The 24,422-nt window shown below is 71.1% G+C and carries 30 protein-coding genes and 1 pseudogene; 27 read left to right on the forward strand and 4 right to left on the reverse strand.

All coding sequences use genetic code 11. The annotated features are described in order from the left end of the window. Positions 1-353: 353 nt before the first annotated feature. The 4 genes from AB0Q99_RS28065 to AB0Q99_RS28080 all read right to left on the reverse strand — a co-directional run bounded on the left by AB0Q99_RS28065 (position 354) and on the right by AB0Q99_RS28080 (position 3,921). Positions 354-1,232: an NAD(P)/FAD-dependent oxidoreductase gene (locus AB0Q99_RS28065; protein ID WP_363576348.1), complete on the reverse strand. Its 879-nt coding sequence runs from the start codon at positions 1,230-1,232 to the stop codon at positions 354-356. After that, entirely contained in the window at positions 1,232-1,807 is a 576-nt protein-coding gene (locus AB0Q99_RS28070; RefSeq protein WP_363576349.1) for an isochorismatase family cysteine hydrolase, read from the reverse strand. The genes AB0Q99_RS28065 and AB0Q99_RS28070 overlap by 1 nt, the downstream gene beginning before the upstream one ends. After that, positions 1,804-2,964, reverse strand: a complete 1,161-nt coding sequence (locus tag AB0Q99_RS28075) for an XRE family transcriptional regulator (RefSeq protein ID WP_363576350.1) — start codon at positions 2,962-2,964, stop codon at positions 1,804-1,806. The genes AB0Q99_RS28070 and AB0Q99_RS28075 overlap by 4 nt, the downstream gene beginning before the upstream one ends. Positions 2,965-3,138: 174 nt before the next feature. After that, the gene (locus AB0Q99_RS28080; RefSeq protein ID WP_363576351.1) at positions 3,139-3,921 is read right to left on the reverse strand and encodes a UTRA domain-containing protein; all 783 of its coding nucleotides are present in this window, start codon (positions 3,919-3,921) and stop codon (positions 3,139-3,141) included. Between the two features lie 336 nt (positions 3,922-4,257). Between AB0Q99_RS28080 and AB0Q99_RS28085 the strand changes: the two genes are divergently transcribed. The 27 genes and pseudogenes from AB0Q99_RS28085 to AB0Q99_RS28215 all read left to right on the forward strand — a co-directional run. Then, positions 4,258-4,743: a hypothetical protein gene (locus AB0Q99_RS28085; protein ID WP_363576352.1), complete on the forward strand. Its 486-nt coding sequence runs from the start codon at positions 4,258-4,260 to the stop codon at positions 4,741-4,743. Between the two features lie 803 nt (positions 4,744-5,546). After that, positions 5,547-6,044, forward strand: coding sequence for a hypothetical protein (locus AB0Q99_RS28090; RefSeq protein WP_363576353.1), 498 nt, complete (start codon positions 5,547-5,549; stop codon positions 6,042-6,044). A 174-nt stretch (positions 6,045-6,218) separates the two neighbouring features. After that, positions 6,219-6,467 (forward strand): WhiB family transcriptional regulator, encoded by a 249-nt coding sequence (locus AB0Q99_RS28095; RefSeq protein ID WP_363576378.1) that lies wholly within the window; start codon positions 6,219-6,221, stop codon positions 6,465-6,467. Then, positions 6,467-6,925, forward strand: a complete 459-nt coding sequence (locus AB0Q99_RS28100; protein ID WP_363576354.1) for a hypothetical protein — start codon at positions 6,467-6,469, stop codon at positions 6,923-6,925. The genes AB0Q99_RS28095 and AB0Q99_RS28100 overlap by 1 nt, the downstream gene beginning before the upstream one ends. 108 nt (positions 6,926-7,033) lie before the next feature. Further along, positions 7,034-8,950 carry a hypothetical protein gene (locus AB0Q99_RS28105; RefSeq protein WP_363576355.1) on the forward strand — a complete coding sequence of 639 codons (1,917 nt, stop codon included), beginning with the start codon at positions 7,034-7,036 and terminating at the stop codon, positions 8,948-8,950. 312 nt (positions 8,951-9,262) lie between these two features. Then, a complete protein-coding gene (locus AB0Q99_RS28110; RefSeq protein WP_363576356.1) occupies positions 9,263-9,445 on the forward strand; it encodes a hypothetical protein in 183 nt (60 codons plus the stop codon). Positions 9,446-9,703: 258 nt separating this feature from the next. Continuing rightward, positions 9,704-10,363 (forward strand): hypothetical protein, encoded by a 660-nt coding sequence (locus AB0Q99_RS28115; RefSeq protein WP_363576357.1) that lies wholly within the window; start codon positions 9,704-9,706, stop codon positions 10,361-10,363. 69 nt (positions 10,364-10,432) lie between these two features. Continuing rightward, complete coding sequence (locus AB0Q99_RS28120) at positions 10,433-11,431, forward strand: hypothetical protein (RefSeq protein ID WP_363576358.1); 999 nt, start codon at positions 10,433-10,435, stop codon at positions 11,429-11,431. Between the two features lie 17 nt (positions 11,432-11,448). Beyond that, complete coding sequence (locus AB0Q99_RS28125) at positions 11,449-11,913, forward strand: hypothetical protein (RefSeq protein WP_363576359.1); 465 nt, start codon at positions 11,449-11,451, stop codon at positions 11,911-11,913. After that, a complete protein-coding gene (locus AB0Q99_RS28130; protein ID WP_363576360.1) occupies positions 11,913-13,130 on the forward strand; it encodes a hypothetical protein in 1,218 nt (405 codons plus the stop codon). Before AB0Q99_RS28125 ends, AB0Q99_RS28130 begins: the two co-directional genes overlap by 1 nt. 292 nt (positions 13,131-13,422) lie before the next feature. Continuing rightward, complete coding sequence (locus tag AB0Q99_RS28135; RefSeq protein WP_363576361.1) at positions 13,423-14,298, forward strand: hypothetical protein; 876 nt, start codon at positions 13,423-13,425, stop codon at positions 14,296-14,298. Between the two features lie 105 nt (positions 14,299-14,403). Then, positions 14,404-14,709, forward strand: a complete 306-nt coding sequence (locus tag AB0Q99_RS28140; RefSeq protein ID WP_363576362.1) for a hypothetical protein — start codon at positions 14,404-14,406, stop codon at positions 14,707-14,709. Between the two features lie 61 nt (positions 14,710-14,770). After that, on the forward strand, positions 14,771-15,028 hold the full coding sequence (locus AB0Q99_RS28145; protein ID WP_363576363.1) for a hypothetical protein: 258 nt from the start codon (positions 14,771-14,773) through the stop codon (positions 15,026-15,028). Next, positions 15,025-15,381 carry a hypothetical protein gene (locus AB0Q99_RS28150; RefSeq protein WP_363576364.1) on the forward strand — a complete coding sequence of 119 codons (357 nt, stop codon included), beginning with the start codon at positions 15,025-15,027 and terminating at the stop codon, positions 15,379-15,381. Before AB0Q99_RS28145 ends, AB0Q99_RS28150 begins: the two co-directional genes overlap by 4 nt. 298 nt (positions 15,382-15,679) lie before the next feature. Next, a protein-coding gene (locus AB0Q99_RS28155; protein ID WP_363576365.1) for an IS3 family transposase occupies positions 15,680-16,869 on the forward strand; the annotation gives its coding sequence in 2 pieces (ribosomal slippage) (positions 15,680-15,944 and positions 15,944-16,869; 1,191 coding nt in all). 121 nt (positions 16,870-16,990) lie between these two features. Then, positions 16,991-17,368: a hypothetical protein gene (locus AB0Q99_RS28160; RefSeq protein ID WP_363576366.1), complete on the forward strand. Its 378-nt coding sequence runs from the start codon at positions 16,991-16,993 to the stop codon at positions 17,366-17,368. Between the two features lie 159 nt (positions 17,369-17,527). Next, complete coding sequence (locus AB0Q99_RS28165; protein WP_363576367.1) at positions 17,528-18,775, forward strand: hypothetical protein; 1,248 nt, start codon at positions 17,528-17,530, stop codon at positions 18,773-18,775. A 190-nt stretch (positions 18,776-18,965) separates the two neighbouring features. Further along, entirely contained in the window at positions 18,966-19,184 is a 219-nt protein-coding gene (locus tag AB0Q99_RS28170; protein WP_363576368.1) for a hypothetical protein, read from the forward strand. Continuing rightward, positions 19,148-19,537, forward strand: a complete 390-nt coding sequence (locus AB0Q99_RS28175; protein ID WP_363576369.1) for a Pycsar system effector family protein — start codon at positions 19,148-19,150, stop codon at positions 19,535-19,537. The genes AB0Q99_RS28170 and AB0Q99_RS28175 overlap by 37 nt, the downstream gene beginning before the upstream one ends. Before the next feature lie 189 nt (positions 19,538-19,726). Beyond that, positions 19,727-20,287 carry a hypothetical protein gene (locus AB0Q99_RS28180; RefSeq protein WP_363576370.1) on the forward strand — a complete coding sequence of 187 codons (561 nt, stop codon included), beginning with the start codon at positions 19,727-19,729 and terminating at the stop codon, positions 20,285-20,287. A gap of 140 nt (positions 20,288-20,427) precedes the next feature. After that, the gene (locus AB0Q99_RS28185; protein WP_363576371.1) at positions 20,428-20,670 is read left to right on the forward strand and encodes a hypothetical protein; all 243 of its coding nucleotides are present in this window, start codon (positions 20,428-20,430) and stop codon (positions 20,668-20,670) included. Between the two features lie 166 nt (positions 20,671-20,836). After that, positions 20,837-21,409 (forward strand): hypothetical protein, encoded by a 573-nt coding sequence (locus tag AB0Q99_RS28190; RefSeq protein WP_363576372.1) that lies wholly within the window; start codon positions 20,837-20,839, stop codon positions 21,407-21,409. Between the two features lie 237 nt (positions 21,410-21,646). Further along, positions 21,647-21,988 (forward strand): hypothetical protein, encoded by a 342-nt coding sequence (locus AB0Q99_RS28195; protein ID WP_363576373.1) that lies wholly within the window; start codon positions 21,647-21,649, stop codon positions 21,986-21,988. 256 nt (positions 21,989-22,244) lie between these two features. Next, positions 22,245-22,559: a hypothetical protein gene (locus AB0Q99_RS28200; protein ID WP_363576374.1), complete on the forward strand. Its 315-nt coding sequence runs from the start codon at positions 22,245-22,247 to the stop codon at positions 22,557-22,559. Between the two features lie 132 nt (positions 22,560-22,691). Beyond that, positions 22,692-23,159 (forward strand): annotated as a pseudogene (locus AB0Q99_RS28205) (pyridoxal-phosphate dependent enzyme); the annotation flags it as partial. 229 nt (positions 23,160-23,388) lie between these two features. Continuing rightward, complete coding sequence (locus AB0Q99_RS28210) at positions 23,389-23,856, forward strand: hypothetical protein (protein WP_363576375.1); 468 nt, start codon at positions 23,389-23,391, stop codon at positions 23,854-23,856. Positions 23,857-24,184: 328 nt separating this feature from the next. Further along, positions 24,185-24,422: helix-turn-helix domain-containing protein (locus tag AB0Q99_RS28215; protein WP_363576376.1), on the forward strand; the 238-nt coding region annotated here is incomplete at its 3' end.

Raw genomic sequence — 24,422 nt, forward strand, 5'->3', positions numbered from 1 at the left:
GCCGGAAGCGGCGATCGCCACACGACATCGGCCGGGTGCTGTTGCACCCTGGGGCAGCACTCCAGGTACGCTGATTCACAGCGCCACACCTCCTCCTAGTTAGGTGTTGTCGCTACTGAGTCACCGGAGCCGTTGCCTCGGCTCCTGACTCGCGGCCCCGGGGCCGGCACGACTGGTGGGCTTCCAACCCACATTCACGTCGGCCGTCACGGGGCCTATTCTGTTTGTCCGCCGTCACCGTCCTCGGGGATTCCACCCCCCGATCGCAGTTACGGCCAGCACCTGATCCTAAACCCACGGCACCCCCGCAGCGCCACGCCATTGCATCAGGCTCTCCCGTGTCTTGCTGGGCCTCAGCTGGCGTCCTGCGCACTGTAGTAGTGGGTCAGCGTCGCCTCGGCGCCGGACCCTCCAGCGATCTGCACACGCTGATTTCTCCGCGACCGGAGGTCTCCAGCCGTTGTGATCCGACGGCGTTGCTCGGCCGGGGGGCAATACCCGTCGGCCCCGGCAACCAGGCCGGGAAGACCCGCCGCGACGGACCCGACGTTCATGACCACGGTGTCGACTCCATGGACTGAGGACTCACCGTCAACCGTGGTGTACACGACCTCGAAGGGACCAGTGCCTCGGACCGTGACCCGTTCGACGGGCACCAGGAGAACCCGCTCGTCGACTCGGACCTCATCAGCCTTGTAGGTGTCCGTGACAGGGTGAAGGACCGTCAGGCTCCGCTCGAAATGGGGATGCGTACGAAGCCAGGTCCCCAGCGGGCGGTCGGCGCCGAGCACAACTGTCCTGCCGCCGATGTCCTCGGACGTTGTGCTCCAGATCGGGGGGAGCGCCTCGTCCGCGTCGAGCCAAGGAACGTCCCGTGGCTGAGCAGCGCGGACACCGGTCGCCGCGACCAGGTAGTCACCTGTGAGAACGCGGCCGTCCGCGAGGGTCACCGAGGCGTGATCATCACTGGCGTCGACCGCTACCGCTTCTCCTTGCACTAGCCGGCACCGGTCCCCAAGGCGGTTCAGATGTCTGATCAGGGACTCGGCGTAGGAGGGCCCGTCGGTCCAGTCGCCCGGCATGTTCGTGAGGTTACCGATTCGCCAGAGTGACCCACCTGGCCGTTCTGATCGGTCGACCACGATGGAGGTCATGCCGAGGCCGGCCGCCTGGATGGCGGCGGAGCAGCCGGCCGGGCCAGCCCCGACGATGAGCAGCTGGGAGTCGGTCATCAGTGGGTACCGTCCTTCCGGAGCCAGTGGTGGACATCGGTGCTGCTCACCAAGCGCCCACCGAGGTTGCGAGCGGCGAGCTTGAGGGCGATGTCGTGGTACTCGGGGCCACCCGAGGATGCGCAGGCGTCCGTCACCAACCATGGCGTGATCGAGCGGTGGTAGGCCCCGACCGCCGTGTCGTGGACGCAGCTGTCGGTGTCGATCCCGCAGATCACGATGTCCGTCCAGCCGTGCGTGCGGAAGGCTGCGAGCGCATCGTCGACCTGGAAGAGGTCCGAGGTGGACTTACTGAAACGGGCTGTGGCGCTCTGGGCGAGCGGGATCAGCTCGGGCACCAGCGCCTGCTCGGCGTCGGTGCGCAGCTTTGTCCAGTTGCTGATCGTCTCGTAGGGGCTGCCGGGCGGGTTCGTGAAGGTGGCCACCACCGAGTCCCTGCCCGCGGCCTGCCACGCTGCCAGCAACTCGGTGATGACCGGGACGACGTGGTTGCTCGACGCGTTGGCGAACCCGACCTGGACATCCACAACCACCAGAACCGCGGAGGCCGGGGACGGCGCTTCCCACCTGCTCATGCCTCAACCTCTTTCATCGCCGCCCAGACGTCCTTCAGGCGCTGCGGCAGATCGCTGGTGCTTACGACGGCGGCACGCATCGCTCGGTGCTGGGCTGTCTCGGTCGACCGGGCGGAGGTCAGACGGGAATGGACAGCTCGCAGCCAGCGCCAGCCGAACTCCTCTGGCATGTGGGGGTCCTGGCCGTCCTCCACTGTTCGGTGCAGGTGAAGCGACAACGCCCACAGGGCCTGGACATCCAGTTCCATGGCGACCACGGCGTCAATGGGCAAGGCCTTCTCGTCGGGCTGGGGGAAGTACGCGACTCCCGACCAGCCGGCGACGCCGCGGGATGCTCCCCCATGGAAGGAGATCGCCGCGGGGTCTCGCCAGCTCTGGCTGAACCGCTGTTCCTCGACTCCGAGCGGGACAGGGTTTGTCTCGTCGCTCCGGTCGACCAGGATGGACGGGGTCGCCAGCAGGTGAAGGCCAGTTTCGAGTTCGGCCTCGGTCCAGCCGTGCTGGCGGAGTTCGTACACCGACAGGACGTACTCCGGCTCCGGCGCCTGGGTGGAGAGGCCGAGCCTCGTTGCCAGGTCGAGTACGGCCTTCTGCGCCCAGTTGCGGTTTTCCGGGTAGGACCGGTACCGCCAGATCGCGAGTTCTGTCACAGAGGCCGGTAGTAGGTCCTGCCTGATGTGGAGGACGCCGATCCCAAACCGGTAGACGTGCAGCCGGGCTCGACGGTCACCGGGGTCAGCGAGCAGGTGAGCTCGCTGTTCCATTCCCGCTGGACCGACCGGGCAGCCGTGACCGGCTCCGAAGAGGCCATCGGCCGCAGCACCGAGGGGCACCGGGATGAACTGGTGGGAGACCAAGGACAGTTGCTGTCCGGTTGCCCTCCGTGTCGTAGCCGGGGACTCTGGCGGTGGTGCTGAGACCCTCTGAAGGAGCATCTCGAAGGTGTTGCGATCAGTGGGTGACAGGAGCGCGACGGCGCTGTCGAGGAGTTGCGCTGTGAGCTTGTTGCACACGACAAGTTCTCCCTTCCTGCGCCAGGTGACGACGGTGGTCCGCGAGACGTCAAGGTGCTCGGCGTAGTCGCGATCGGCCATCCTCAGCACCTGCTGAAGAGCGGATGCTTCTCGCCCCGTCCATCGTTCGACGCGGATGCCCACGATTCCACTCCCCTCCCGACTTGTGCGGCTGCGCTTGCCATGACTGGTCCAAAACTGGTCCAGGACTGGTCCGCCACTGGTCCATGAACGGCTGCAATCCCTGGCTGACGCTCACCATGCTTGATCCGCTGCACAGAAGCCAGAGGTCAGGAAAGGGGAGCCGTGAACAGCCATTCAGACGCCAGCGGCGACGGGTGCTCGCGTTTCTTGCAGGCCGGCTGTACCCAGCCCCTCGTAGACGATCTCCGTGGCGAGGGCCGGCGCCACGATCCGGCGCAGCTCCGTGGGCTCCCCGGAGGCGGCGAGCAGGATGCGCTCGATCTCCAGCACGTCGCCTTGCTGGATGTTGAGAGCCGCGGCCTCCTCGGCTGTCGCGCGGCGACAGCGGATGCGCTCGCTGGCGGCGCCGACCAGGCCGGCGTCGACGAGCGCCGCGAGCCCACTCTTGCCGTGCTCCTCTCGGCCGCTGCTGGTCTGCAAGCCAGCCTCGTGGGCGACTGCGTCCGGGTACCAGGCGTGCTCGACAGCCAGCACGCGGTTTTCGGCGGTGGTCCGAAACTCGTGGCTGACGACGTTCGGATTGGCTTCGGGCAGGCGGAGTCGGTCCGCGATGTCCTCTCCCGCTCTTCCGAAGGCAGCATGCGTCAGGCTGGTTTGGAGTCCTGGCCCGCCGTCAGTCTGCACCGGGGTCCAGAGCCCGAGGCCTTGGGTCGAAGGAGAGGCGAACCTCACCAGGCGGAGGTGGAAGGTGCGCTGAGGAAGGACTACGAACCCCTTGCCCGGCACGCCCTTGGCCAGGCCCTCCTCTACGAGTTGGGCGTAGGCCCTGGTGATGGTGCTCCGAGAACCGCGGCCAGCATTGACCAGCTCCTGGACGTACGGGAGGACCTCGCCAGGGTTGCGCGATGCGCATTCCTGGACCAGCTCCACGTAGAGCTCCTCCCACTTGTGCGCCACCTGGAGCCTCCATTCGATTCTCGCTGTGCGTGGTCACGTGCACGCCCGTGCGTAGTAGTGAACCACATCGCCAGAAATACCGGTATTGATGGTGTCGACGCGAGCAATACCGGTATTGCCTTGACGAGAGGCCTGACGTCGTGTCATCGTTATCACGTCGCCAGCCGAGCGGAGTCGCACCCCGAACGGCTGCAACGTAGGCCAGTCCCAGCCCAGTTGGCTCCGGATCGCACTCCGGAAACAGCACTGGCGGGCTCCGAGATCGCACTCTCGAAGCCCGCCAGCTGGGGCACACCACGCATCCACCTCAATTGCCGTGAGGGAGAGTGATCTGCCGTGACCGCAATCTTGCCGGATCACAGCACGCAGGAGTACATCGGGTCCCCCGATGCAACTGCTCAGGCTGGCGGCGAGCTGCCGCAGGACGACCAGAACAACCCGGTCGACGACCTGATTGACGCCATCGCCGCGTTCAGCGAGGTCGGTGGCAAGCTGGCCATCGAACTCAACCGCGCGCTCTCGCTGCTCGACACCGAGGCCGTCGCCAACAGCTTCCCCACCAACGACGTGCTGGTCTCGGGTGACGTCGTGACGGTGAAGGGCACGGCAGGCCTGGCCACCATTGAGCTGACCGCCATCGCGGCCGCCGACTTGAAGCGGGCGGTCGAAGACCCCGACGCCATGGGCGACTCCCCCGACGAGCAGGCCTGGCAGGCGTGGCTGGGGAGCCGGGTCGAGAGCTGGCGCCCGCTCCAGGCCGACATCGCCGACTGCCGCGAGCGGGCTGCTCGGCTCGCTGCGAAGTCGAGGGGCGGCATCTGATGCGCCTGGTCGAGCACCTCTGCCGGAGCTTCGCCGGCGGCGATCGCAAGGTTCAGTCCGACGACTCGAAGTCGGAGGACGTCAAATGAGCACCGCGCAGGATGAGCAGAGGCGGCAGGCTAACGAGTTCCTCCGCTGGGCCTTGGAGGCCCGGACGCCGAAGACGCCGAAGACGCAGGAGGCTCAGGAGCCTAGCGGGGCGATCTCGGGCGACGGTTCGGTCAGCCCCTCCGGCGAGTAGCCAGCCTTTCTCCGCAGTTCGTATCCAGATTGTTCGGGCATCCCGCCGCCTATCCCTCGGAACCGCTCTGGCATGGCCATGCCATTCGGAGCGGCGCCGGGGGTGGTGCGGCGGGCCCGCCAGGGCCCACCCCCAGTACGTCCGGCACCCGGAAGTCGCCATCTCGGCGGCCAGGGAAGTGCTCGTTACTTCACAACTCCACAGCGCCATCCAATTGCCCCGCGGCCGCATGCGTGAAGCCGCCGGGCGCACCAACCACCTTGTGACGCAAGAACTTTCGGCTCGGGGACGCCTCCCCGTCATCCAGGCGCGTCCGCTCCGGCACCCAGCCGGGCGGCGAGCGCCGTACACCTCGCCGAGGTGCACGGCGTCACGCACCCATCCCGACTCAGGTACAGCGCCACCAGGTCGCCGCCGGCACGCCACGTCGGCGGCGACCCCGCACCCTTCCGAGGGCTGCCCTGACCTTCTGGACTGGCTCGCCCCTGCGGCGCCGCCGTCGCCGGAAGGCCATGGGAGACCCCGGACCCGCGGTCCCCTCCGCCTCACCCCGGAGGTCGTCGTGACCCGAAAGACCCTCACCACCCGCCTGCGCACCGCCGCCATGAACGCCTACGCGCTGGTCGGCCTGGGCGCGGGCACGGTCACCGAGCTGCTGGACGCGCTGTGGCTGCGGCGGCTCGGCGACATCACCGACCGGCTGCACACCTGGTCGATCGGCCGCGCCGAGCGGCACCGCCTGATCAACGACTGCGCCGACGGCGGCGTCCTGGTCGTCCCCGGCCCGGACTCCGTCTACCTGCCCCACGGCAACACCTGCGACGTCCTTCCGTGGACGCCGCTCGACCAGGCCCGAACGGGCCACCTCGCCGGCCTCTGCTGCCCGACCGGCACCCCGCTGGAGGGCTGCCCCACGGTGCAGGAGGCCGCCATCGCCGACGACCCCGAGGTGCTCGACGCGATCGAGGACGACCTGCTGCGCCGCTTCGAGGCCCTGGACGTCAAGCTCGGCGGCCCTGCCGCCCGGCCCGGCGACGCCGGAGGCCCCGGCACCGCGTGAACGGCCAGCCCTCGAAGCGAACTCCACCTGGCCGGCCACTGGCTGGCCAGGTGGAGCCGCTACGGCGCAGCGGCGGCATTCAGGCCGCCGTCATCGCCGGGCTGTTCCAACCGATGTTCAGCCTGGCCCGACCGTCGGGACGGGCTCCGACCTGCAAATGAGGAGCTGATGACCATGGACTGGCGCCACCGCGCTGTCTGCCGCGAAGAGGACCCGGAGCTGTTCTTCCCGATCGGGAAGACCGGCCCCGCACTCCTTCAAATCGAAAAAGCCAAGGCCTGCTGCCGTCGATGCCCGGTGATGGAGATGTGCCTCCAGTGGGCGCTGGAGACCGGACAGGACGCCGGCGTCTGGGGCGGGATGAGCGAGGACGAGAGGCGTGCCATGAAGCGCCGGGCCGCCCGCAACCGGGCCCACCGCTGATGGCGCTGCTCCCGTACAGCAGGACTGCCGAGATTCTCGAACGCGGCCGGGAGGCCGCCGACCACTTCGGGCTGCACCAGCCCGACTGGGCCGCGGTGCGTTCCGCCGTGGAGCAGCCGGGCCTTCGCTCGCGGACGCTGGCAGCCGCGCTCCGGCTGCTGTCGGCGACCCGGGAGCTCGACGACCCGGGCATCGTCAGGATCCACGAGCGCCTGCGGACGGCGTTCCGCGCGGAGGCCCGGCTGGCCCGGTGGGGCCGCTGGTACGCCGTCGCAGTGTTGCGCCACAGGAACTCGGACGTGTCCTCCAACACCGAGTTGCACCGCTACATGGTCCGCCTGGAGCGCTACGGCGTCCTCCTGCTCACCGACCGGCGGCCTGAGGGCATCGCCGGGTTCGCCCGGCTGAGCGTGGGCCTGATCCACCACTTGATCAGCGGGGCGGATCTGCCCCGCTGATGCCCGCTTTTCAGCAGGCCCGCCCGAGCATTCGGCCCCCGCCGCTCGGCTGCTCCTTTCAACTCTTCCCCGCTTCGGCCCGCTTCGGGCCACCGACCCAGGAGAACCATGTCCACCCCCGCTCTGCTTGCCCAGTCCGACCCTGGTCTGCTGTCCGGCCTCCCCGGACTGCTGCCGTCGCCCAACTGGCTGGCCGCGCACGTCGACGTGCTGGCCGGCACTGCCGTCGCCGCAGCCACGGCGATTCTGCTGGTAGTGCGGTGGCGCCAGGCCGAGAAGGCCTACCTGGAGGAACTGGAGCTCACCGAGGAGGAGATCGCCCAGCGCAGGCTGCGCTCCGACACCCGCGGCCGCCGCCGGGAGGACATCTGGACGGTCCTGGTGGCTTCCGCCGCCGCCGGCCTCTCCTCGACCGGGCTCCGGAAGATGGGCCGGGATCTGATCGGCCTGCCCAGTCCGTGGGACTGGATGCCGTTCGTGGCGTTGGACGTCGCGGCCTACGTGTGCGGGATGCGGGCCCGCCGCCGCTCGCGCAACGGCCAGTCACCGGGCATCAGCGGCGCCCTGGTCTGGGTGTTCGCGCTGATCTCATCCGCGTTCAGCGCCAGCGAGGGCGCGCACCTCAGGGAGAGCATCGCCCGGGCACCCTGGCCGATCATCGCGGCGGTCCTCTTCGAGCTCGGTTCGCTCGAGGAGCGTACGGCCGCCCGCGAGCTCGCCCGGCGGGCCGGGGACTGGCTGGACCGCCGGATCAGGCTGGTGCGGATGCTTCACCCCGTCGAGTGGGTGAAGGTGGCGCTCGCGCTGGCCGCCGACGAGAACCTGTCCCAGGCCGAGGCCACCCGCAGGGTCCGCATCCAGACCGCCGCCGACCGGCTCTATCGGGTCCGGCAGTTGGACGGGCAGGACGAGGACGGCGACAAGCCCGGGTGGTTCTCCGTGCGCTGGCGGGAGCGGGCAGTCCGGAGGGCGCAGGCCGCCCAGGCCCGGCTCAGCTTGCCGGACCAGGTCCACGTCCTGGCCGGCCTTGAGCGCCTCGTGCGCACCCCGGAGACCGCCACCGTCGACTTCGCCAAGCGCAAGGAGGTCGAGGCGGCCCAGCGGAGCTTCCTCACCGTCGCCGACGTGGCGAGTACCGCCGACCTGGTACCCGCCCTGTACCCGGGTACGGGCCTGTACTCGGGAGCGCACGACCGTACCCAGGCCGGTGTACCCGGCGGCCCCGCGGGTACGGCCGTCGAGTCCAGCACCGCACCCGTCCTGTACCCGGGTACAGGGACGACGGGTACGGGTACACGGGATCCGTACCCGGGTACGGGCCAGCCGGGTACGGCCCTGTACCCAGGTACCGCGACGGCGGGTACGGGTACGCCAGACCGTACCCGGGCGCCTGGCGACCTGTACCCGGGTACGGGCGGAACGGGTACGGCGGACCAGACCGACCCGTACCCGGGTACGGCAACAACGGGTACCGACACGGCCCCTGACGTCGTACCCGGAGAGAAGCCGCAGGTCAGCCCGAGTACGCCCGCCCCGGAAGCGGGTACGCACGACGCGGCGGGTACGGACGCGGGCATCGGACACCACGGCCCGTTCGAGCCGGACAGCGTGTACGAGTACGGGGCCGACACCTCCGGTATCGATGCGGGAACGGACACCGGGGCGAACCCGCACGGCGCGGGTACGGACACCGGCCCGCGTGTGGAGCGTCCGGGTACCGGCAACGGCGCGCTGGACGACGACGAGGCAATGGCCACCAAGCTCCTGCCGCACTTCGACGAGGACGGCGTGCTCCGCCTCGGCGTCCGCGACGTCAAGAACATGTTCCGCGTCGGCCAGCCGCGCGCCCAGCGGGTCATCGACCTCGCCGCGGCGAAGCTGCGAACCCCTGCGGCCGGGTCGAGCGAGCAGCCCGCGGAGCCCGCCGCGACGATCCCCGCCTCCGGTCCGGACTCCGCCAGCGGAGGGGCCGCGGCGCAGCCCATGCCTGCACAGCGGCGGGAGTTCGCTGATGCTGCGGCTTGACTGCGCCGGCCGTCGTCCGCAGGACGGCCGCTCCGAGCGGCCGTCCTGCTCGCTCTCCTGGGACGCCGTCCCCGCGCCCCGACCACGCAGCAGCTGACTACGAGGAACTGCCGGGGCGTGGCCACTGAACCGGCCCGCCTGGAGCAGCTACCGCCCGCTCGGGCCCGGCTTCACGGGCCCGAGCGGCCCCTCCACCCCGCTCCTGACCGTCGGCCAGCACACCCCATAACAACTACTGAGAGTGAAGGTTCTGCTGTGCATGCTGTCCTCGAGTTCCTTGCCTGCGCGGCGTCGGCGGGTGGGGCAACAGGCGTGAGCCTGCTGGTGATCCCGCCGATATCGGCCCGGATCCGCGCCCGGCAGGAGGCCGCTGAGGAAGCGGAACTCGCCCCGGAGACGCCCTCCGACCCGCCCCTGCTGCTGCTTCCCGACGTCGGCCCGGAGCCCGTTCCGGTGCCCCGCGCCAGCACGAAAGGTGCGGCTCACGCCGCCTGACGGGCCCATTCCGTGGTGGCCGGCCATCTCTGGCCGGCCACTGCGGAAGCCGCCCGCAGAGTCCCGCGACCCTGACGCGGTAGCCCTCGCCCTACCCGCTTGACCTGCACAAATACCGATTCTCTCGGCGCCCTACCGGCCCCGCGGACGACACCCCACCCCGGCCAGGGGAGCGGGGATACCCGCCGGCCGAGCACCAGGGAGCCCGTTCACTCCACCCGCCAACTGACCCGCCGTCCGCCAACCGGAGCCTTTGCCATGCCAGCGCACGAGATCCGCATCAGCAGCGCCGACCGCAGCGACGTCCGCATCGGTCCCGTCGACGACCGCCGCCAGGCCGTCGCGATCGCCGTCAACCTCCAGGCCGCGCGCAACGCCAGCCCCCGCCACCGAGAGGTGATCATCACCGTCGGTGACTGGAAGCCCGGCGGGCCAAGCCTTCCGCTCCTCCCGCCCGACCCGAGCGCCATCGCGACCTGGCTGATGCGGGAGCACGCCGACGCCCCGGACGGCCGCTACTTCCCGGACCTGCACACCCGGCTCCGAGCCCAGTACCCGCGCCGCCAGGCGGCCGAGCTGTGGGAGCAAGCCGCCGCCCTCGCCTCCGGCGCGGACCCGCATCTGCTGCCCATGCCCGCCACTGCCCGCCCCCACGAGGCGGCCGACACCGGCACGGGAAACACCTGGATCGCCACGCGCTTGCAGGCCGTCGCCGTTGCCGCCGCCGTCACCGCGCTCATCCTGGCCACCCCCGGCTGGCTAGGCGCCCTCGTCCTGGCAGGCACCACCGGCCTGGTCGCCGGCCACGTGCTCAGCGGCCAGCTCGCCTACGGCCCTCCCGACAACGCCGTCGTCCTCGGCCTCTACCTCGGCCTGCTGCTCGCCCTCGTCGACCTCGCCGCCGCAAACCTGCACTGACCCGCGCGCCCGGCTGCGCCATGCGCTGCGCGCCGAGGCCCACATCCCACTGAACCGGAAGGCCATGCCATGACCGAGCAGACCCTCGCCCCCGGCCAGGCCGACGAGGGCGACGGCACCCCGCCGGAGCCCCGCGTCATCATCCCGACCCGGGTCCTGCCCGCCGCTGACCAGCCCCCGACGGCCAGCACGCCGCCGAAGCCCGACTTCCCGCCCTTCAGCCAGCAGGACCGAACGGGCCTCGCGACAATCACCGACGCGCCGCCCGCCGCGCCCCGGCCGTCGGCCCCCGAGCCGACGTACGACCCCAACCCGCCGTGGTGGCGCGAGCTCGCAGCAAAAACCCTGGGCACGGAGGAGCAGACCGAGGCGGCACCCGTCGCAGCCGAGCCGCAGTCGGTCACCGCCACCGTCACGGTGAAGACCACGATCCCCAGGCGCCCCAGCCAGCCGCCGGGCACCCCGACCGCCAAGGCTGGCGGCGGTAGCGGGGGAGGCTGGAACGGCCGGGGCCCGGGCCCCGGTGCACCCCCCGAGGACCCGCCGTCGAGGCACACGAAGTGCGCACATTGCGGCGGGGAGTTCACCGCTTGCTCCTGCCCGCTGCATGGCCAACCGCCGCCGCAGGCCCCGCCCGCCGCACCCGCCGACCCGCAGCCGGAGGACGAGGCCGAGGAGATCGAGCAGGAGGTCACGGTCAAGGTCGACGTCTCCAAGCAGAAGGAGAAGCCGTCCAAGTACAAGCCGCCCTCCACGCGCGACGTCCTCAAGACCACGCCGAACAAGGCCAAAACCGGCTGGCACCCCGCGCGCGTCCGCTGGACCTTCCACTGGCTCGGCCCGGCGATCCCCGGCTGGGGACTCAACGTCCTGACCAAGGTCCAGCACCTGATCGTCTGGTTCCACGAACCCGGCGAGCAGTTCTGGATGAGCGTCACGTTCGTCGCCGGCGCCGCGTGGATCGGCTGGCGCACTCGCGGCTGGTACCCGCCGCTGGCATGGATCTGCCGGATCCCCTTCGCCACCACGCTCATCGCGGCCCTGACCGTCCACATCCCCCTCTCCTGAAAGGGAGCCACCCGACCATGTCCGAGATCATCAACACCGCCGCCCAGCTCGCCGCCGCGCCCCCCACCTCCATCGGGTCCGGCCTCGGCGTCGTCACCGCCGCCGGCCTCGCCGGCGTGGGGTCCCTCACGCAGTTCGCGCTCCTCAAGAACGGGTCCAACCCCAAGATCGCCGGAAAGCTCAAGTGGGAGCACCTCGCAATCTTCGGCTACGTCAACGCCACCCTCTACGGCTCGGCCGGCTGGACGGGCCCGCACGACGCCATCACCAACATGGCCGGACCGCTCGCTGCCAGCTGGGGCCCGGGCGGGGTGGCGCTCGGCATCACCGCCATCCTCTGGCTGCGCACCCACGGCAAGTGGCGGGCCTCGATCCTCGGCTTCACCGCCGGTGTGCTCTACGCCTCCGCCGGCGGCTGGTGGTCTGTTGGGACCATGGTCGTTACCTACCTCGCCAACCTCGTGCCCGGTCTGGGGCACTGATGGCCGCCGACGTCACGCTGACCAAGGAGACCCCCACTGTGCCCGGCGCGGCGGCCGTCGGTCCCGGCGACGACACCGACGCCCTGGCGGAACTCGAGGACGTCGACGAGGAGGCGGACGGCGAGGCGGGGGAGAGCATCCGCGCGTGCGTCGCGCGGGTGCTCTCCCGCGCGTTCAGCGCGGCGCGGCCCTACATCATCGGCATCCAGGCGGTGAAGTCGCTGGCCACCGGGACCTTCATCATCGTCAAGAAGACCGTGTTCTGGATCGTCGACGGTAACGCCCTGGAGCTCTTCGCTCCCGGCATCGTCCGCAAACGCGAGCGCAAGGCGAAAGCCGCGAAGGCTGCGGCCAAGGCCAAGACGGCGTCCGGCGGGCCGAAGCCGAAGGGGAGAGGGCCACGGCGTCGGCCGGCGAAGCCGGCCGACGCGAGGGAGAAGACCCCTCAGAAGCAGCCTGAGTCGCAGCTGCCCGAGGGCAAGGAGATCCCCGCCTGGATGCTGCGGGCGGGAGGACTGATCTTCGCAGGGTTCCTGATCGTCTACTACATCCCGCACAACCCGGCGATCTGGATGCCGGCACTGTTCGTGCCGTGGGCCCTCGCCGCGTGGGCGTACGCGCCGGTGTCCGCGCCCATGGCGGACGAGCAGGAGCAGGCCGACGACGAGGACGAGGCCTTCGAGGACGAGCACCTCGCAGAGGACGGGCCGTCGGAGGACCAGGAGGCAGGGGAGCGCGGCGCAGGGGAGCGGCGGGTGTTGTCCGCCGAGGAGATCGAGGCCCAGTTCTGGCTGTACGTCGAGAACACGGTCGCCACCCGGTGGGCGGAGGGCGTCCGGGGCGTCAAGCAGGGTGTCCATCTCGAGGAGATGCTGGCCGATCTGAAGGCCCGGAACATGATCTCCGACCCGGCCTGGGACACCGCCGCGCTGGCGGGCTATCTCCGCCGGATCGGCATCCCCCTCCGGGACCCGCTGCCACTGTCCGTAGCGGGCAAGAAGCGCAACCGTATCGGGGTGGGCTACAAGGAGCTGACCCAGACCCTCGGCCGGGAGCCCCTTAGGCCCCCGCATCTGGCCGTGGACCGCACCCCTCGGGAGGACCCGTTCCCGGCCCCCGGGGCACCCCTTTCGGCGGCCTCCCCCGGGGCCGCCGAAAGGGGCCGGGAAGGGGCGCCGAGCACCCCCGCTCAGCCCCCCCGTCAGATGGCCGGCTGACCCCGGCCGACGGGCCCGGGAACACCCCTCCCGCCGCCCCATCCCGGGCGGTCCGCAGGCCGGCCCTCCCCCGCTTCGCCATCACCGGAAACGCCCCCTACCGCACAGCCCTACCGGCGCTCTGACCTGCATAAATACCAAACGCCCTACCGCCCCTACCCCACCCCTACCGCCCCTCCTACCGCCTCCGGGAGGCGCAGCGAGCACTGCCGCTGCGCCTCCCGACGCTGCTCAGGCCAGGGGGAGCGGCGCGGTCGGCAGGGCCGGCAACCTCATGAATGGGAGCACCACAATGACCTGGCTTCTCGACCGGGCGCGAACCCTCGCACTGGGCGGCTCGCCGTCTGCCCGCACCCTCGTGATCGACTTTGACGGGGTGATCCATGACCAGTTCGACGGATGGCGCGGCGGTGACCTCTACGGCCCGCCGATCCCGGGAGCCGTCGAGGCGCTGCGCCGCTACTTCCGTGGTGGCTGGCACATCGCCGTTGTCACAGCCCGTGACGAGTCGCACCACGCGAAGATCCGGGCCTACCTGGAGGAGCACACCGGCCTGCCGGTCGTCGTCTCCGAGCGGCGCCACGCGTACTGGCACGGCCCGGAGATCCTGGTGACGAACGTGAAGCCGGGCGGTGTGGGCTACGTGGACGACAACGGTGTGCGGTTCAGTGTGGCTGCCGGCGGTTGGGCCACGGCCCTGGCCGGACTGCCGGCTTCGCCGAGCGATGTTCTGCGGCCCGTGAAGGGGGCGGTCCGGGAGAGCGGTGTGAGCGACACCGAGCTGCTCCTGACCGCCGATGAGCGCACCCGCCTGCAGGTGCTGCTTGCGGGAGTGAGGCCCGCCGGAAACGCAGTGGTCGCCGATCTGACCCGGGCCGTTGCCGACATCCGGGGCCACGACCACCCCAGCTGGGAGGACCTGTTCTGCGGGAACCTCACCAGCTGGGCCGGTGAACGCGCCGGCTGCCTGTTGGCTCGCCTTCTGCTGCGCGAGGAGGAGGTCGAGCGGCTGCGCGCCCAGGTCGCCGAGCTCACCAAGTCCCCGTCCGAACGGGCCAACGACCGCGTCCGGACGCTGCGGGCCTCCGGCGACGTCGAGGGCGCTATCGCGGCGGCGGAGGCCTTCGCGGCCGAACAGGTCGCCGGGGTGGCCAACCCGCGCCTCTGACCGGCGCCACCGGCGGGGCCGACCGGGCCCCGCCACCGATCCATTCGCTCGTCCCGCCCGGCAAAGCCGCCGGGCGGACCACCGATAGCCACCGAGGTCATCTCCATGTCTACCTCTGCCGTGCACATCGCGCTGCGTCTGCTGCCGCTGGCCCTGCTCGCGCTGTTCCTCGTGGTGATGCTGCTGCCGCAGACCCGCCGATCCGCCCCCGTCCAGCGGCTTCGGGCGTGGCTGCGGCCCGCTCTCCCGGCCGGGAAGACCGGGGCAGCAGGTTCGCCCACCCTCGGGCGGCGGGCCCTTGGCGCCCTCACGGTCCTGGCCGCGCTGCCGCTCTACGTCGTTGGCAGCGGGATCACGGCTGCGGCCGGCGTCGCGCTCGCGGCCATCGGCGCCGTGCTGTACACCGCCTGACTCCAGTTCCGACCGCAGCACCTCTCCCCTGTCCGATCCCACGAACCAGCTTGGAGGACCTATGAAGCGCCTCATGCGGCCGCTGGCCGGCACCCTGCTCGTCGGCTCACTTCTTACCAGCTGCACGGCGGCCGCCTCCCGCCCCAGCACGCCGACGACCTACCCCACCGGCACGGCCACCAGCGCGCGGCCGCCCTCTGCGGCTCAGCCCAGCCGCAGCGCGGACGCCAGCCCATCCAGCGTCAACCTCACCAAGGCGTCGGGCCCGGCCGGCGCACCGGCGAAGTCCACCACCCCTGCCCCGAGGAGCACGCGATGAGCGTCACCGAAGACCAGCCGCCCCTGGAGCCCGGCAGCGCCCACCCGCTGCCGTCGGCCCGGCACACCCTGCGAGGGGTCATGCACGTCGCCAGGGTCCTGACCGGAGCCGCTCTGATCTGCGCCGCAATGCACGCCGAATGGCACCTGCTCCAAGGGACGGCCCACCAGAAGGTGCTCCTCGTGGCCTTGGCCGGGACCTGGCTGCTCGTCTACCAGCTCAGCCGGCACGAGGAGATCTCCAGCTTGCTGAGGCGCGTCAGCCAAAGCTGGGTTCTGTGGAGCTCGGCGCTCGTCGTCGTCGACGAAGCAGCCGCCTGGCCCCACGGCCTGATCGCCGCCCACCTCGTCTGAACCGTCGCGGACCCGAGCCCGGGACCGTCACCTTCGACGGTGAGCCCGAAGCCCCCGGCGGCCAGGTCGCGGCCGTAGTCGGGATCCTGCGTCCCGGTGACCGATCATGCTCCGCACCGCAGCGGATGATCCGGTGGTCTGCCGCACCCTCGGGGGTGGCAGACCACCGATTCCGGGGACACCGAGCCCGTTGCCTAACCAGAATCTGTCCCTAGAACCAGGTTGAGCTGCTCTGGCTTTCCTGGAGTCCCTGATGTCTGGGTTTGTTACGATCCAGGCGTAAGGAGAACCACGAGCAGTGCCAGCACCCCGCAAGTACCCCGATGAACTTCGTGAGCGCGCCGTCCGCGAGGTCCGCTCGACGGGCCGACCCGTCGCTCACGTGGCCCGTGACCTGGGCATCCATAAGGAGGCCCTGCGGTCCTGGGTCCGCCAGGCCGAGGCCGACGCCGGAGAGCGCGACGATCGGCTCACGACCGCAGAGCAGGACGAGCTGAAAGAACTCCGCAAGGAAGTCGCCGAGTTGAGGCGGGCCAACGAGATTCTCAAGGCTGCCAGCGTGTTTTTTGCCCAGGAGATCGACCGTCCCCGGACGAGGCCGAGCAGGTGATCGACCACCTGCGTGACGGCTTCGGGGTCGATCCCGTCTGCCGGGTGCTGGACCTGTCGCCGTCGACGTACTTCGCGCGCAAGCAGCGACCGAAGTCTGCCCGCCGGCTCCGCGACGAGGAACTGATTCCGCTGGTCACAGCCGTCTGGGAGGACTCCGGCCGGACCTACGGGGCCCGCCGTATCACGCGCGCCCTGATCCGCGCCGGCCACCAGGTCGCCCGCTGCACCGTCGAGCGGCTGATGCGCGAGCTCGGCATCGAGGGCGTGATCCGCGGACAGCGGCGCCGCACGACTGTCCCGGAGCCTGCGGCGCCGCGTCCGCCGGACCTGGTCAACCGCCGCTTCACCGCCCACCGCCCGAACCAGCTGTGGCTGGCCGACCTGACCTACATCCGCACCTGGTCGGGCTGGGTCTACGTGGCGTTCGTCCTGGACGCGTACTCGCGCCGGATCGTGGGCTGGCAGGCCGCCACCCACATGCGGACCGACCTGCCGCTGGACGCGCTGGAGATGGCGCTGTGGCGGCAGAAGATCAAGAAGGGCGCCGACCTCATTCATCACAGCGACCGCGGGTCGCAATACGTGTCCATTCGCTACACGGAGCGATTGTCCGAGGTCGGTGCCTCGGCGTCCGTCGGGTCCGTCGCCGACTCGTACGACAACGCGATGGCCGAGGCCCTGAACGGCACGTTCAAGGCCGAACTGATCGAACATCAGGGACCGTGGCGCGACTTCGACGAGGTCGAGCGTGCCGTGTTCCAGTGGGTCGCGTGGTACAACAGCGAACGGCTCCACTCCGCCCTTGACTACCTCCCGCCCGACGAATACGAACAGGCGTACTGGACGGCACTGGAGCAACACCCGCAGACCGCTTGATCACACGATCGCGGACTCCACGAAAATCGGGGCAGCTCAGGTCAGGACGGCGGCAAGACCCGTGCCGGAGCCGCCGGAGCTCGACCCGCCGGCTCCGATCGCACGACAGGAGACCAACCCCTTGCTCAACCGCCTCCTCCGCCGCCGCCAGGTCCTGACCGTCGCCGAGCTGTCGCAATGCCTCAACCGGGCGCTGCGGCAGGCCAGCAGGAGCTGGCTCGGACCACAGCCCCCCGAACGACAGGCCATACCCGGGTCGCCGACGGACTTTCAGCGGCCACTCGAAGAGGCCTACCGCGCCCAGACCGCGGTCCTCGCCGACGTTCACGAGCTCGCCGCAGCCGCCCGGGCGCACCTTCCCGACACCGACCACGGCCGCCGGACCAACGAGTCCATCGACTGGGCGGTCTACCTGCTCGGCCAGGCCGAGACAGCACTGCGCCGGGCCGCTCTCGAAACCTGCCCGGACGCGGACCGGCTACCCGAACGCCGCAACTGAACAGAGCCACCAATCCACAGCCACGCGGCCGCCGCTTCATCCAGCACCGACCAGCCCGGCCCCGTCGAGCGGTACGGCGCAGCCGCCGCACCGGTTGCCGCGCCCGACCCGACCACCTCCATGCTTCGCCAGCGCGCGTTCCACATCGAAGGAGACGCCATGCCCACCACCACGCTCACCGCCCCGGCCACCGTGACCGTCAAGCCGGTCAACCGGAGCGACTGGCCGCAGGTCTCCACCCTGCAACCCGTCGAAAGGTGCCTGCGCATCACCCTTGACCCGGCCGCGCGGGAACTGTCCGCCTACATGAACCGCCGCTCCTACAGCAGTTGGGCGGAAGACTTCCCCAAGCACCAGCTGGCCGGAAGCCGGGAGTGCCCCACGGGGGACGAGGGCCGGCCCGGCACCCCGCCGGAGGCGATCCGGTCCTATCACTGGTTCCCGTTCGGCTGGGCCAGCGCAGAGGACGTCAACGCTCTCCTGCAGACGCTGGCCCCGTTCGCCGCCGCGATGCTCGACTCCTTCCAGCCGCTCCCCGACCGTCCGGCAGCCCTCGACTGGACCCCACGCAGCGCCGCCCTGCTGCACCTGCTCTCCAAGCTCACGCGGTTCCCCGCCCACTACGTCGGCGACGGAGCCCCCCGGCAGGACCAGATCGACGCCGCCGCCCGCGAGGCCCTCAAGCAGGAGAGCCACTACATCACCTGGCGCGAGCTCCATCAGGCCGACCCGGCCGTCGCGCGCGGTGAGTGGGCCCTGGCCGACAACGCCACCCTCGACCAGGCCGCCGAGCAGCTCGCCGCCAGCCTCGACCCCCGCCGCCATCTGCCCAAGGACCATCAGGCCTACAGGATCACCAGCGTGCGCACCGGGCTGTACGAGTACCGGCAGAAGGCGGCCGCCGAGCTGAAGGTCGTCCAGGCGGGCACCTGGTACGCCGACCATCCGGGCCTGGGGGAGAGGGTGCACCCCAGCTGGGACGAGGCCGAGCTTGAGACGCTCTACCCGGACGAGGCACGTGCCGCCGCCAACCAGGGCCTGCGCCTGGTCGGGTTCCTCCCGCACGCCCTGCGGGTCCGTGACCAGCTGCGCACCCAGACCCGTGCGGAACTGCGGCGCCGGACCGCCGCCGCGGCAGCGGGCAGCACGCCTCAGTTGCGGACGGCGGTTGCCGCTCTGCTGCTGGAGGTCGACTCGTGGGGCGACCCGGCCGACGGAGCCGAGGACCGCGATGCCCGCCTCGGAGAACTCGCCGGCATGAGCCCGGAGGCCGTCGCCCTGTTGCGCGCCCGCATCGGCGGAGCAGACCAGTGGGACGGATGGATGCCGGTCGTCGTGGTGCGCGACGCCGAGCGCCGCCCCGCGCCGGGGCAACGGCGGCGCTGGTTCACACGGGCCGCCAAGTGACGTACACCACAGGTCGGCTGCCCAACTTGGGCAGCCGACTTCCGGTGATCCGGAAACCATGGCGCCTCCCAGCCCAACAGGCGCCGCCGGACTTCTCGCCTGACCCACCGTGCAGGGCCGGCCAGCCCACCGTGTCCGCCCCGCACGGAGCACTCACGGAACCAAATCCGTCCGAGGGGGACTACCCACGATGAGCACAACGACGACCACTCACCAGAGCTTCGGCGCGACGCCGCCGGACAACACCGCCGACCCTGACCGCGACATCGAATCGACGGCAATCACCAGCACCACCGGTGCCGACAAGACGGAACCGGCCTTCACCGCCGACCGCGGCCTCGAGATCGAACTGGCGGCGGTCACAGCCGACATTTGGCGCGCGTCGAGCCCAAGGCCGGGCTGGTCCTGACGTTCGCGACTGCGGTGATCGCCGGCATCGCACTCCTCCCGAAGATGCCGCTGGCCGCCCTCATTCTGGCCGCGACCGGCCTGACCGCCACGCTCCTCGCAACGGCCCTCGCCATCGTGGTGGTCATGCCCCGCCTGGACCGAAGCAGGACGAGCAGCTTCACCCGCTGGGCGGCGATGTCGCCGGAGGAGATCCCCGCCGCCGTGGCCGTCGACCGGCGTGCGCAGCGCCTGCACCAGATCAGCAAGCTGTGCGAATGGAAGATGATCCTCCTGATCTGGGCCTCCGCCAGCGTCTTCATCGCCATCGCCGCCGTCGGAGCAGCTGCCCTCGTCACCCAGTTCGCGGCGTGAGCGGCAGGGCCGCCGACTGCGGCCGGCCATCAGCCCCGCACGGCCGTCGGCCCCGAGGAACGCGCCCGCCGCGAACTGACCAGCACGCCCCCGGCGCCCTTCCGTCCGAGGACACCGCCCCGCGCAGGATCCCAGAGGTCGAAGCAGCACACCGTAAGCGCGCCGTCCGGCGCGCGGAAGGGACTCACCATGACCGCACCTGCCCACCCGTCCATCTCCAACGGCAGCCAGCCCTCCGATCACGAGCTGGCCGTCGCTCTCACCGCCGGCACCGTTCTCCTCGAACTTCCCTACCGGAGCCACCGCACCCAGGTCATCGCCACCCGGTGCGGGGTGTTCGGCCGGCGCGACGTCCTGGGCTGCTTCCTGGAGATCGGGCCCCAGACCATGCACCAGTGGATGCCGCTCCCCAGCCCTGAGGCCGCCATCGCCTGGTGCCGAAACACCGCCGCCGCCAGCCTCTACGGCATCACCCCGGCCCGCATCGACCAGAACTTCGCGGTGTGGCACGGAAACGGGTGGAGCGCCGAGGTGGACCTGTACCGCCAGCGGTACGTCATCGCGGTGGGCCTGCACCCCGGCACCACCTACGAGGTCCTGGAGGCCCGCGAGACCCCCGATGAGCCCCGCGCCGTGACGGAGGCTCGTGGCTGGGCGTGGCTGGCCGACAAGATGCCCGAACCCCTCACCCACTGGCCCGCCACCATGGTCGACGAGTTCGCCCGCCGCGGGCTGCTGGCCGCCGAGTAGCGCGGTTCTGACTCTGCGGCGGGAAGATCGCCGATCACACCCGGGTGGCCCTGGCACCGGCACACAGCCGGTGCCAGGGCCACCGCTACATCCGGGACCGGCCGCCGCCCGGCTCGTTCCTAGAAAGGAAGAGGAGAGCCATGTCCGTCCGTCGTACCGGCTGCGGCGCCGCCGACCGGCGCCGCACCTCGCGGGGCAAGGCCTGCGGGAGCAAGCGCCGCTTCCCGGGCCGTGATGAGGCAGCCCGCGCCGCCGACCTGCTCAACACCCGCGAGCCGTGGGCGCACCCGCGTGCACCGTACCGCTGCCCCTACTGCGCCGGACACCACATCGGCCGCCCACGGCCCGCCACCGGCCGCAGCGCCAACCCACGCCGCCGATAGGCCCGCTACCACTACCCCCGGAGTCGCCAGCATGTCCCGACACCCCCGTTGCGCAACCGGGCTCGACGACCTGTCCGTTCTGCCCGACGGCGACCGACAAGTCGTGGCCGCCTTCCAGAGCCTCCTGCGGCGGCGCCCAGCCCGCGCTCCGCGCGCCCACCTGGCCTTGACCACAGCGGCCGAGGTGATCGCGGCCAGCCCCAGACGGGCAACCGCGCACCTGCTGCTGCCGGCCTGGAGCAGCACCCGCAGCGTTCCCGTGCTCTACGACGAGCTTCTGCTCGAACTCGGCGCCCGCGAACTGCAGCACGGCACGATGCTGCTCTGCCAGGCATTCCTCGACGCGGCCGCCGCCCCGGCTGTAGATCCGCACGGCTGGCGCCCGTGCCCCGAGCCGCCCGCCGCGTGGACGCGCGTGGGCGTCCGGGCTCCGACCGGCGCCCTGGTCATCGCCCGCACCACAGCAACCGCTCACGTCGCCCTGGACGCCTGGCACCCGGAAACGCGGACCATCCCGGTCGACGCCGCCCTGATCCGGTCCGCATCGGGCACCGACCCCCAGCCCGGCACCTGGTACACCACCGATGCCTGCTGCCACGCCGCCACCGCGCCGGGCACGACACCCACCGGCTGGCGGCACACCCCCGAACTCGCCCACCCCGTCCCGAGCTCCGGCACCCCAGCAGGCCCCGGGCCGGACGACCAGACCACCCACCACCTCACTTCGGAGGCACGATGACTACGCCCGCCCAGCCGCACGGCTTCCTCGACCCGCGGTCCGCCAGCTGGTTCTACAGCGACACGGAGTTCCTGCCCAGCGACCCCACCACCCGCGGGCTGGCCGCGATCGCGCTGGTCGACCGCGCCGGCCACCAGTACTACGCCGTCAACGCCGACCTTGACACCGCCGCGGTCTTCGGCGACGAGCGCAACGCCTTCTTCCGCGACCACGTCTGGCCGCTGCTCCCACTGGCCGATGACGGGCGCACCCTCGACTGTCGGCCTTCGCCCCGACCGCTGGTGGAGCCGGCCCTCCGGCGCCCGGCTCGACGGCGGCTTCTGGCTCGACACCGCGCACCTCGCCGACTGGCCCGGCCAGGTCCGCCTGTACTGGAACCAGGACAGCGGCTGGACCATCACCTACGGCACCGGCCTGCGCACCACCGAGCCGCTCGGCGTCCACACCTACGCGGCACCCCGGCACGTCGCCGCGGCCACCCGAGCCCTGCTCGACCGCCAGCCGTCGCCGACCGGAGCCGAGCACTGGCCCCTCGCCGCCGCGATCGCCGCCGCCGTCCGGGCCTGCCAGAAGACCTGACCCACGCACTGCGTCGGCTAGCGGGCGCGGACCGGTAGCCGACGCAGCCAGCTGCCAGCACCCGCTCCCGGTGTCGCCGGACAAACTGACCACCAGGTCATTCCAGCCGCCCCAACGCCGCATGGTCGCCCGCGGATCGTCATGTGACCCGCCGTGCGGCACCGGCCATTCCGGTCAATGCTTCCCCCGACAACCTGGGTCAGCACGGCGCATAGGCTGGAGCGCCTCTGCCCGGTCTCTACGACAGGACAATGACGTGACCTCAGACAACACGCGATTCCACGAGATCATCCAGGCCGAGGGCCGACTGGACAGGGACCGGAGGCTGATCCTGTTCCTCCGGGAGCGGATCGCGGAGAGCGCCGACACTGCAACAGAACGGGAGCGCGCGCTGCTGGCCGCCGTGGGGCGCATCCTCGCTCACTTCGCCGACGGCTTCGAGGCCGCCGCCCTACGCGACTCGGCCAACGGAGTGTTCGGCCACTACGAGGCGCTGGGTTGGAGCCTGCGCTGCACGGCCTTTGCCGCGTTCTCCGAACACCCGGGTTTCAGCCCGGACTGGCGACCGTAGCCGTTCCGAGCCTCGCATTGACCTCCTGCAGCCGGGCCACGCCGAATCTGCGCCGCGCAGCACCGAGTGCCGCGCCAACGGATGGCATGCCGTGACGGTTTCTGCGGCGCGGTTCGGCGGGAAGGTGATCCGCTGTTCGCCGGGGTCGCCACCGCAGCCCAGCACCACGGCATCCGCACCGTGGCGGTGGAGCCGGAGAACTGCCGCGCGCTGAACGCCGCCATCGAGGCCGGCCACCTCGTCGACGTCACGGTGGACTCCATCGCCGCCGACTCCCTCGGCGCTCGCCGCACCTCCGCCATGGCCCTCGCCGCAGCCCAGCAGGACGGCGTGCACTCGGTGCTGGTGCCGGACGCGGAGATCGTCCGGGCCAGGCAGGCGCTCTGGGACCACCGCAAGGTGGCCGTCGAGCACGGAGCCGCCACCGCCCTGGCGGCCCTGACCAGCCCCGACCAGCACGTGCCCGGCCGGGGCCTGCCGACCCGCCCCGCCACCACGAGCCGCAGCTACCGGCCCGGAGGCGGCGAGAAGATCGCCGTGGTCTTGTGCGGGGCCAACACCGACCCCGGTGACCTGGTCCACCGGGCCGCCGAGCACTGACCAGAAGCCCGAAGGGGGCAGCCGCGCGGACACCCGCACGGCTGCCCCCTTCGTCATCCCGATGGCCGCGCTTGTGCCGGCCATGCGGAAGGACGGACCCGACGCCGAACCGGAACACGCGGGGACGGCTGCCGAACCGCCACCTGCTCCAGCGGTCGCTCTGCTGCCACCAGCCCGGGGACCGTAGCCGCTCCCGACAGCCACGGCGTACCCGCGGTACCGTCCCGGGATGAGCAGCACGGACCTTCCACTCCATGATCTTCTTGAGGGCACCATCGACGATGTGGTCGCCACCGGCAGTCCGGACGCGGCTCGCTGGCTGGTCGCCGAGCTGGAGCGACGAGGTGCTGAGGCGATGTGGGAAGCCGCCCGCCAATTGCTCGCACCCCTGGCCGTTCGGCCGGCCTACGGCCTTCCCGAGCACGAGGCAGCCGCGCGGCTGCGCCTCACCGCCAGGAGCGCCCAGCCCGACGTCGCGCTCGTGCTGGAGATGCGGCTCACTCACTGGGAACAGGGCGAGGAAGCGGTCGCCGCCCTGTGGCAGGAAGCCACCCCCGAGCTTCGCCGGATCGCGATCATGCACCTACTCATCACGTACTGCATGGTTCGCGGGTGCGGCGGGCGCCGACTCGACCCCAAGGAGGTCGTGTCTCTGATCCGTCAGACCATCCCGCCCTTCTCCTCTGCCGCCCGCTGAGGCGGATAGCGGTCCGACTCGACGGGTGAACGTCGAAGCGCCTACGGACCGGCGGGACGTCCACCGACAGTGCCGACCGCGAAGCGAAGTGATGCGATGCCGAGTCGGCCCGCTGGCCGGGGCGCGCACAACTGGCGTGTCAGGGCTGGCGGCTACCCTGGCCGCATGACTCGACCCCTGGCAGTGGGAGCGGAGCCGGGCCGGACGGCGATGGCGGAGGCCGGGCTATGACGCAGTCCGCCCGGCCCACTACTGACATCTGCTCTTTGGGGTGATGGATCTGCCGTTTCACTGACGGACGGTCACCTGTCGGCGTAGACCGTCTCGCATGCGATATGCGGATGGGGGCGGGCTGACGGCGAAGGCACGACAGCGCCGCGAGGCCGTGCGCCTGGAGGCTGCCGCGCTGTTCGGCGAAGGAGTCAAGCCTCCGGAGGTCGCCCGGCAGTTGCGGGTGAGCTGCAAGTCGGCCTACCAGTGGCACCAGGCCTGGAAGCGGGGCGGGGCGGCGGCGCTGGGCTCGCGCGGCCCCCACGGGCAGCGGTGCAAGCTGTCCGTGCGGTGCC

The organism is Kitasatospora sp. NPDC086791, from assembly GCF_040685975.1.
Taxonomy (GTDB): Bacteria; Actinomycetota; Actinomycetes; order Streptomycetales; family Streptomycetaceae; genus Kitasatospora.

What these genes read in the sequence shown, in the direction of transcription:
- AB0Q99_RS28065 (WP_363576348.1), bottom strand. Translation starts at nt 1,232, where the DNA reads ATGACCGACTCCCAGCTGCTCATCGTCGGGGCTGGCCCGGCCGGCTGC.
- AB0Q99_RS28070 (WP_363576349.1), bottom strand. Translation starts at nt 1,807, where the DNA reads ATGAGCAGGTGGGAAGCGCCGTCCCCGGCCTCCGCGGTTCTGGTGGTT.
- AB0Q99_RS28095 (WP_363576378.1), top strand. Translation starts at nt 6,219, where the DNA reads ATGGACTGGCGCCACCGCGCTGTCTGCCGCGAAGAGGACCCGGAGCTG.
- AB0Q99_RS28100 (WP_363576354.1), top strand. Translation starts at nt 6,467, where the DNA reads ATGGCGCTGCTCCCGTACAGCAGGACTGCCGAGATTCTCGAACGCGGC.
- AB0Q99_RS28105 (WP_363576355.1), top strand. Translation starts at nt 7,034, where the DNA reads ATGTCCACCCCCGCTCTGCTTGCCCAGTCCGACCCTGGTCTGCTGTCC.
- AB0Q99_RS28115 (WP_363576357.1), top strand. Translation starts at nt 9,704, where the DNA reads ATGCCAGCGCACGAGATCCGCATCAGCAGCGCCGACCGCAGCGACGTC.
- AB0Q99_RS28120 (WP_363576358.1), top strand. Translation starts at nt 10,433, where the DNA reads ATGACCGAGCAGACCCTCGCCCCCGGCCAGGCCGACGAGGGCGACGGC.
- AB0Q99_RS28125 (WP_363576359.1), top strand. Translation starts at nt 11,449, where the DNA reads ATGTCCGAGATCATCAACACCGCCGCCCAGCTCGCCGCCGCGCCCCCC.
- AB0Q99_RS28130 (WP_363576360.1), top strand. Translation starts at nt 11,913, where the DNA reads ATGGCCGCCGACGTCACGCTGACCAAGGAGACCCCCACTGTGCCCGGC.
- AB0Q99_RS28135 (WP_363576361.1), top strand. Translation starts at nt 13,423, where the DNA reads ATGACCTGGCTTCTCGACCGGGCGCGAACCCTCGCACTGGGCGGCTCG.
- AB0Q99_RS28140 (WP_363576362.1), top strand. Translation starts at nt 14,404, where the DNA reads ATGTCTACCTCTGCCGTGCACATCGCGCTGCGTCTGCTGCCGCTGGCC.
- AB0Q99_RS28145 (WP_363576363.1), top strand. Translation starts at nt 14,771, where the DNA reads ATGAAGCGCCTCATGCGGCCGCTGGCCGGCACCCTGCTCGTCGGCTCA.
- AB0Q99_RS28150 (WP_363576364.1), top strand. Translation starts at nt 15,025, where the DNA reads ATGAGCGTCACCGAAGACCAGCCGCCCCTGGAGCCCGGCAGCGCCCAC.
- AB0Q99_RS28165 (WP_363576367.1), top strand. Translation starts at nt 17,528, where the DNA reads ATGCCCACCACCACGCTCACCGCCCCGGCCACCGTGACCGTCAAGCCG.
- AB0Q99_RS28170 (WP_363576368.1), top strand. Translation starts at nt 18,966, where the DNA reads ATGAGCACAACGACGACCACTCACCAGAGCTTCGGCGCGACGCCGCCG.
- AB0Q99_RS28180 (WP_363576370.1), top strand. Translation starts at nt 19,727, where the DNA reads ATGACCGCACCTGCCCACCCGTCCATCTCCAACGGCAGCCAGCCCTCC.
- AB0Q99_RS28185 (WP_363576371.1), top strand. Translation starts at nt 20,428, where the DNA reads ATGTCCGTCCGTCGTACCGGCTGCGGCGCCGCCGACCGGCGCCGCACC.
- AB0Q99_RS28195 (WP_363576373.1), top strand. Translation starts at nt 21,647, where the DNA reads ATGACGGGCGCACCCTCGACTGTCGGCCTTCGCCCCGACCGCTGGTGG.
- AB0Q99_RS28210 (WP_363576375.1), top strand. Translation starts at nt 23,389, where the DNA reads ATGAGCAGCACGGACCTTCCACTCCATGATCTTCTTGAGGGCACCATC.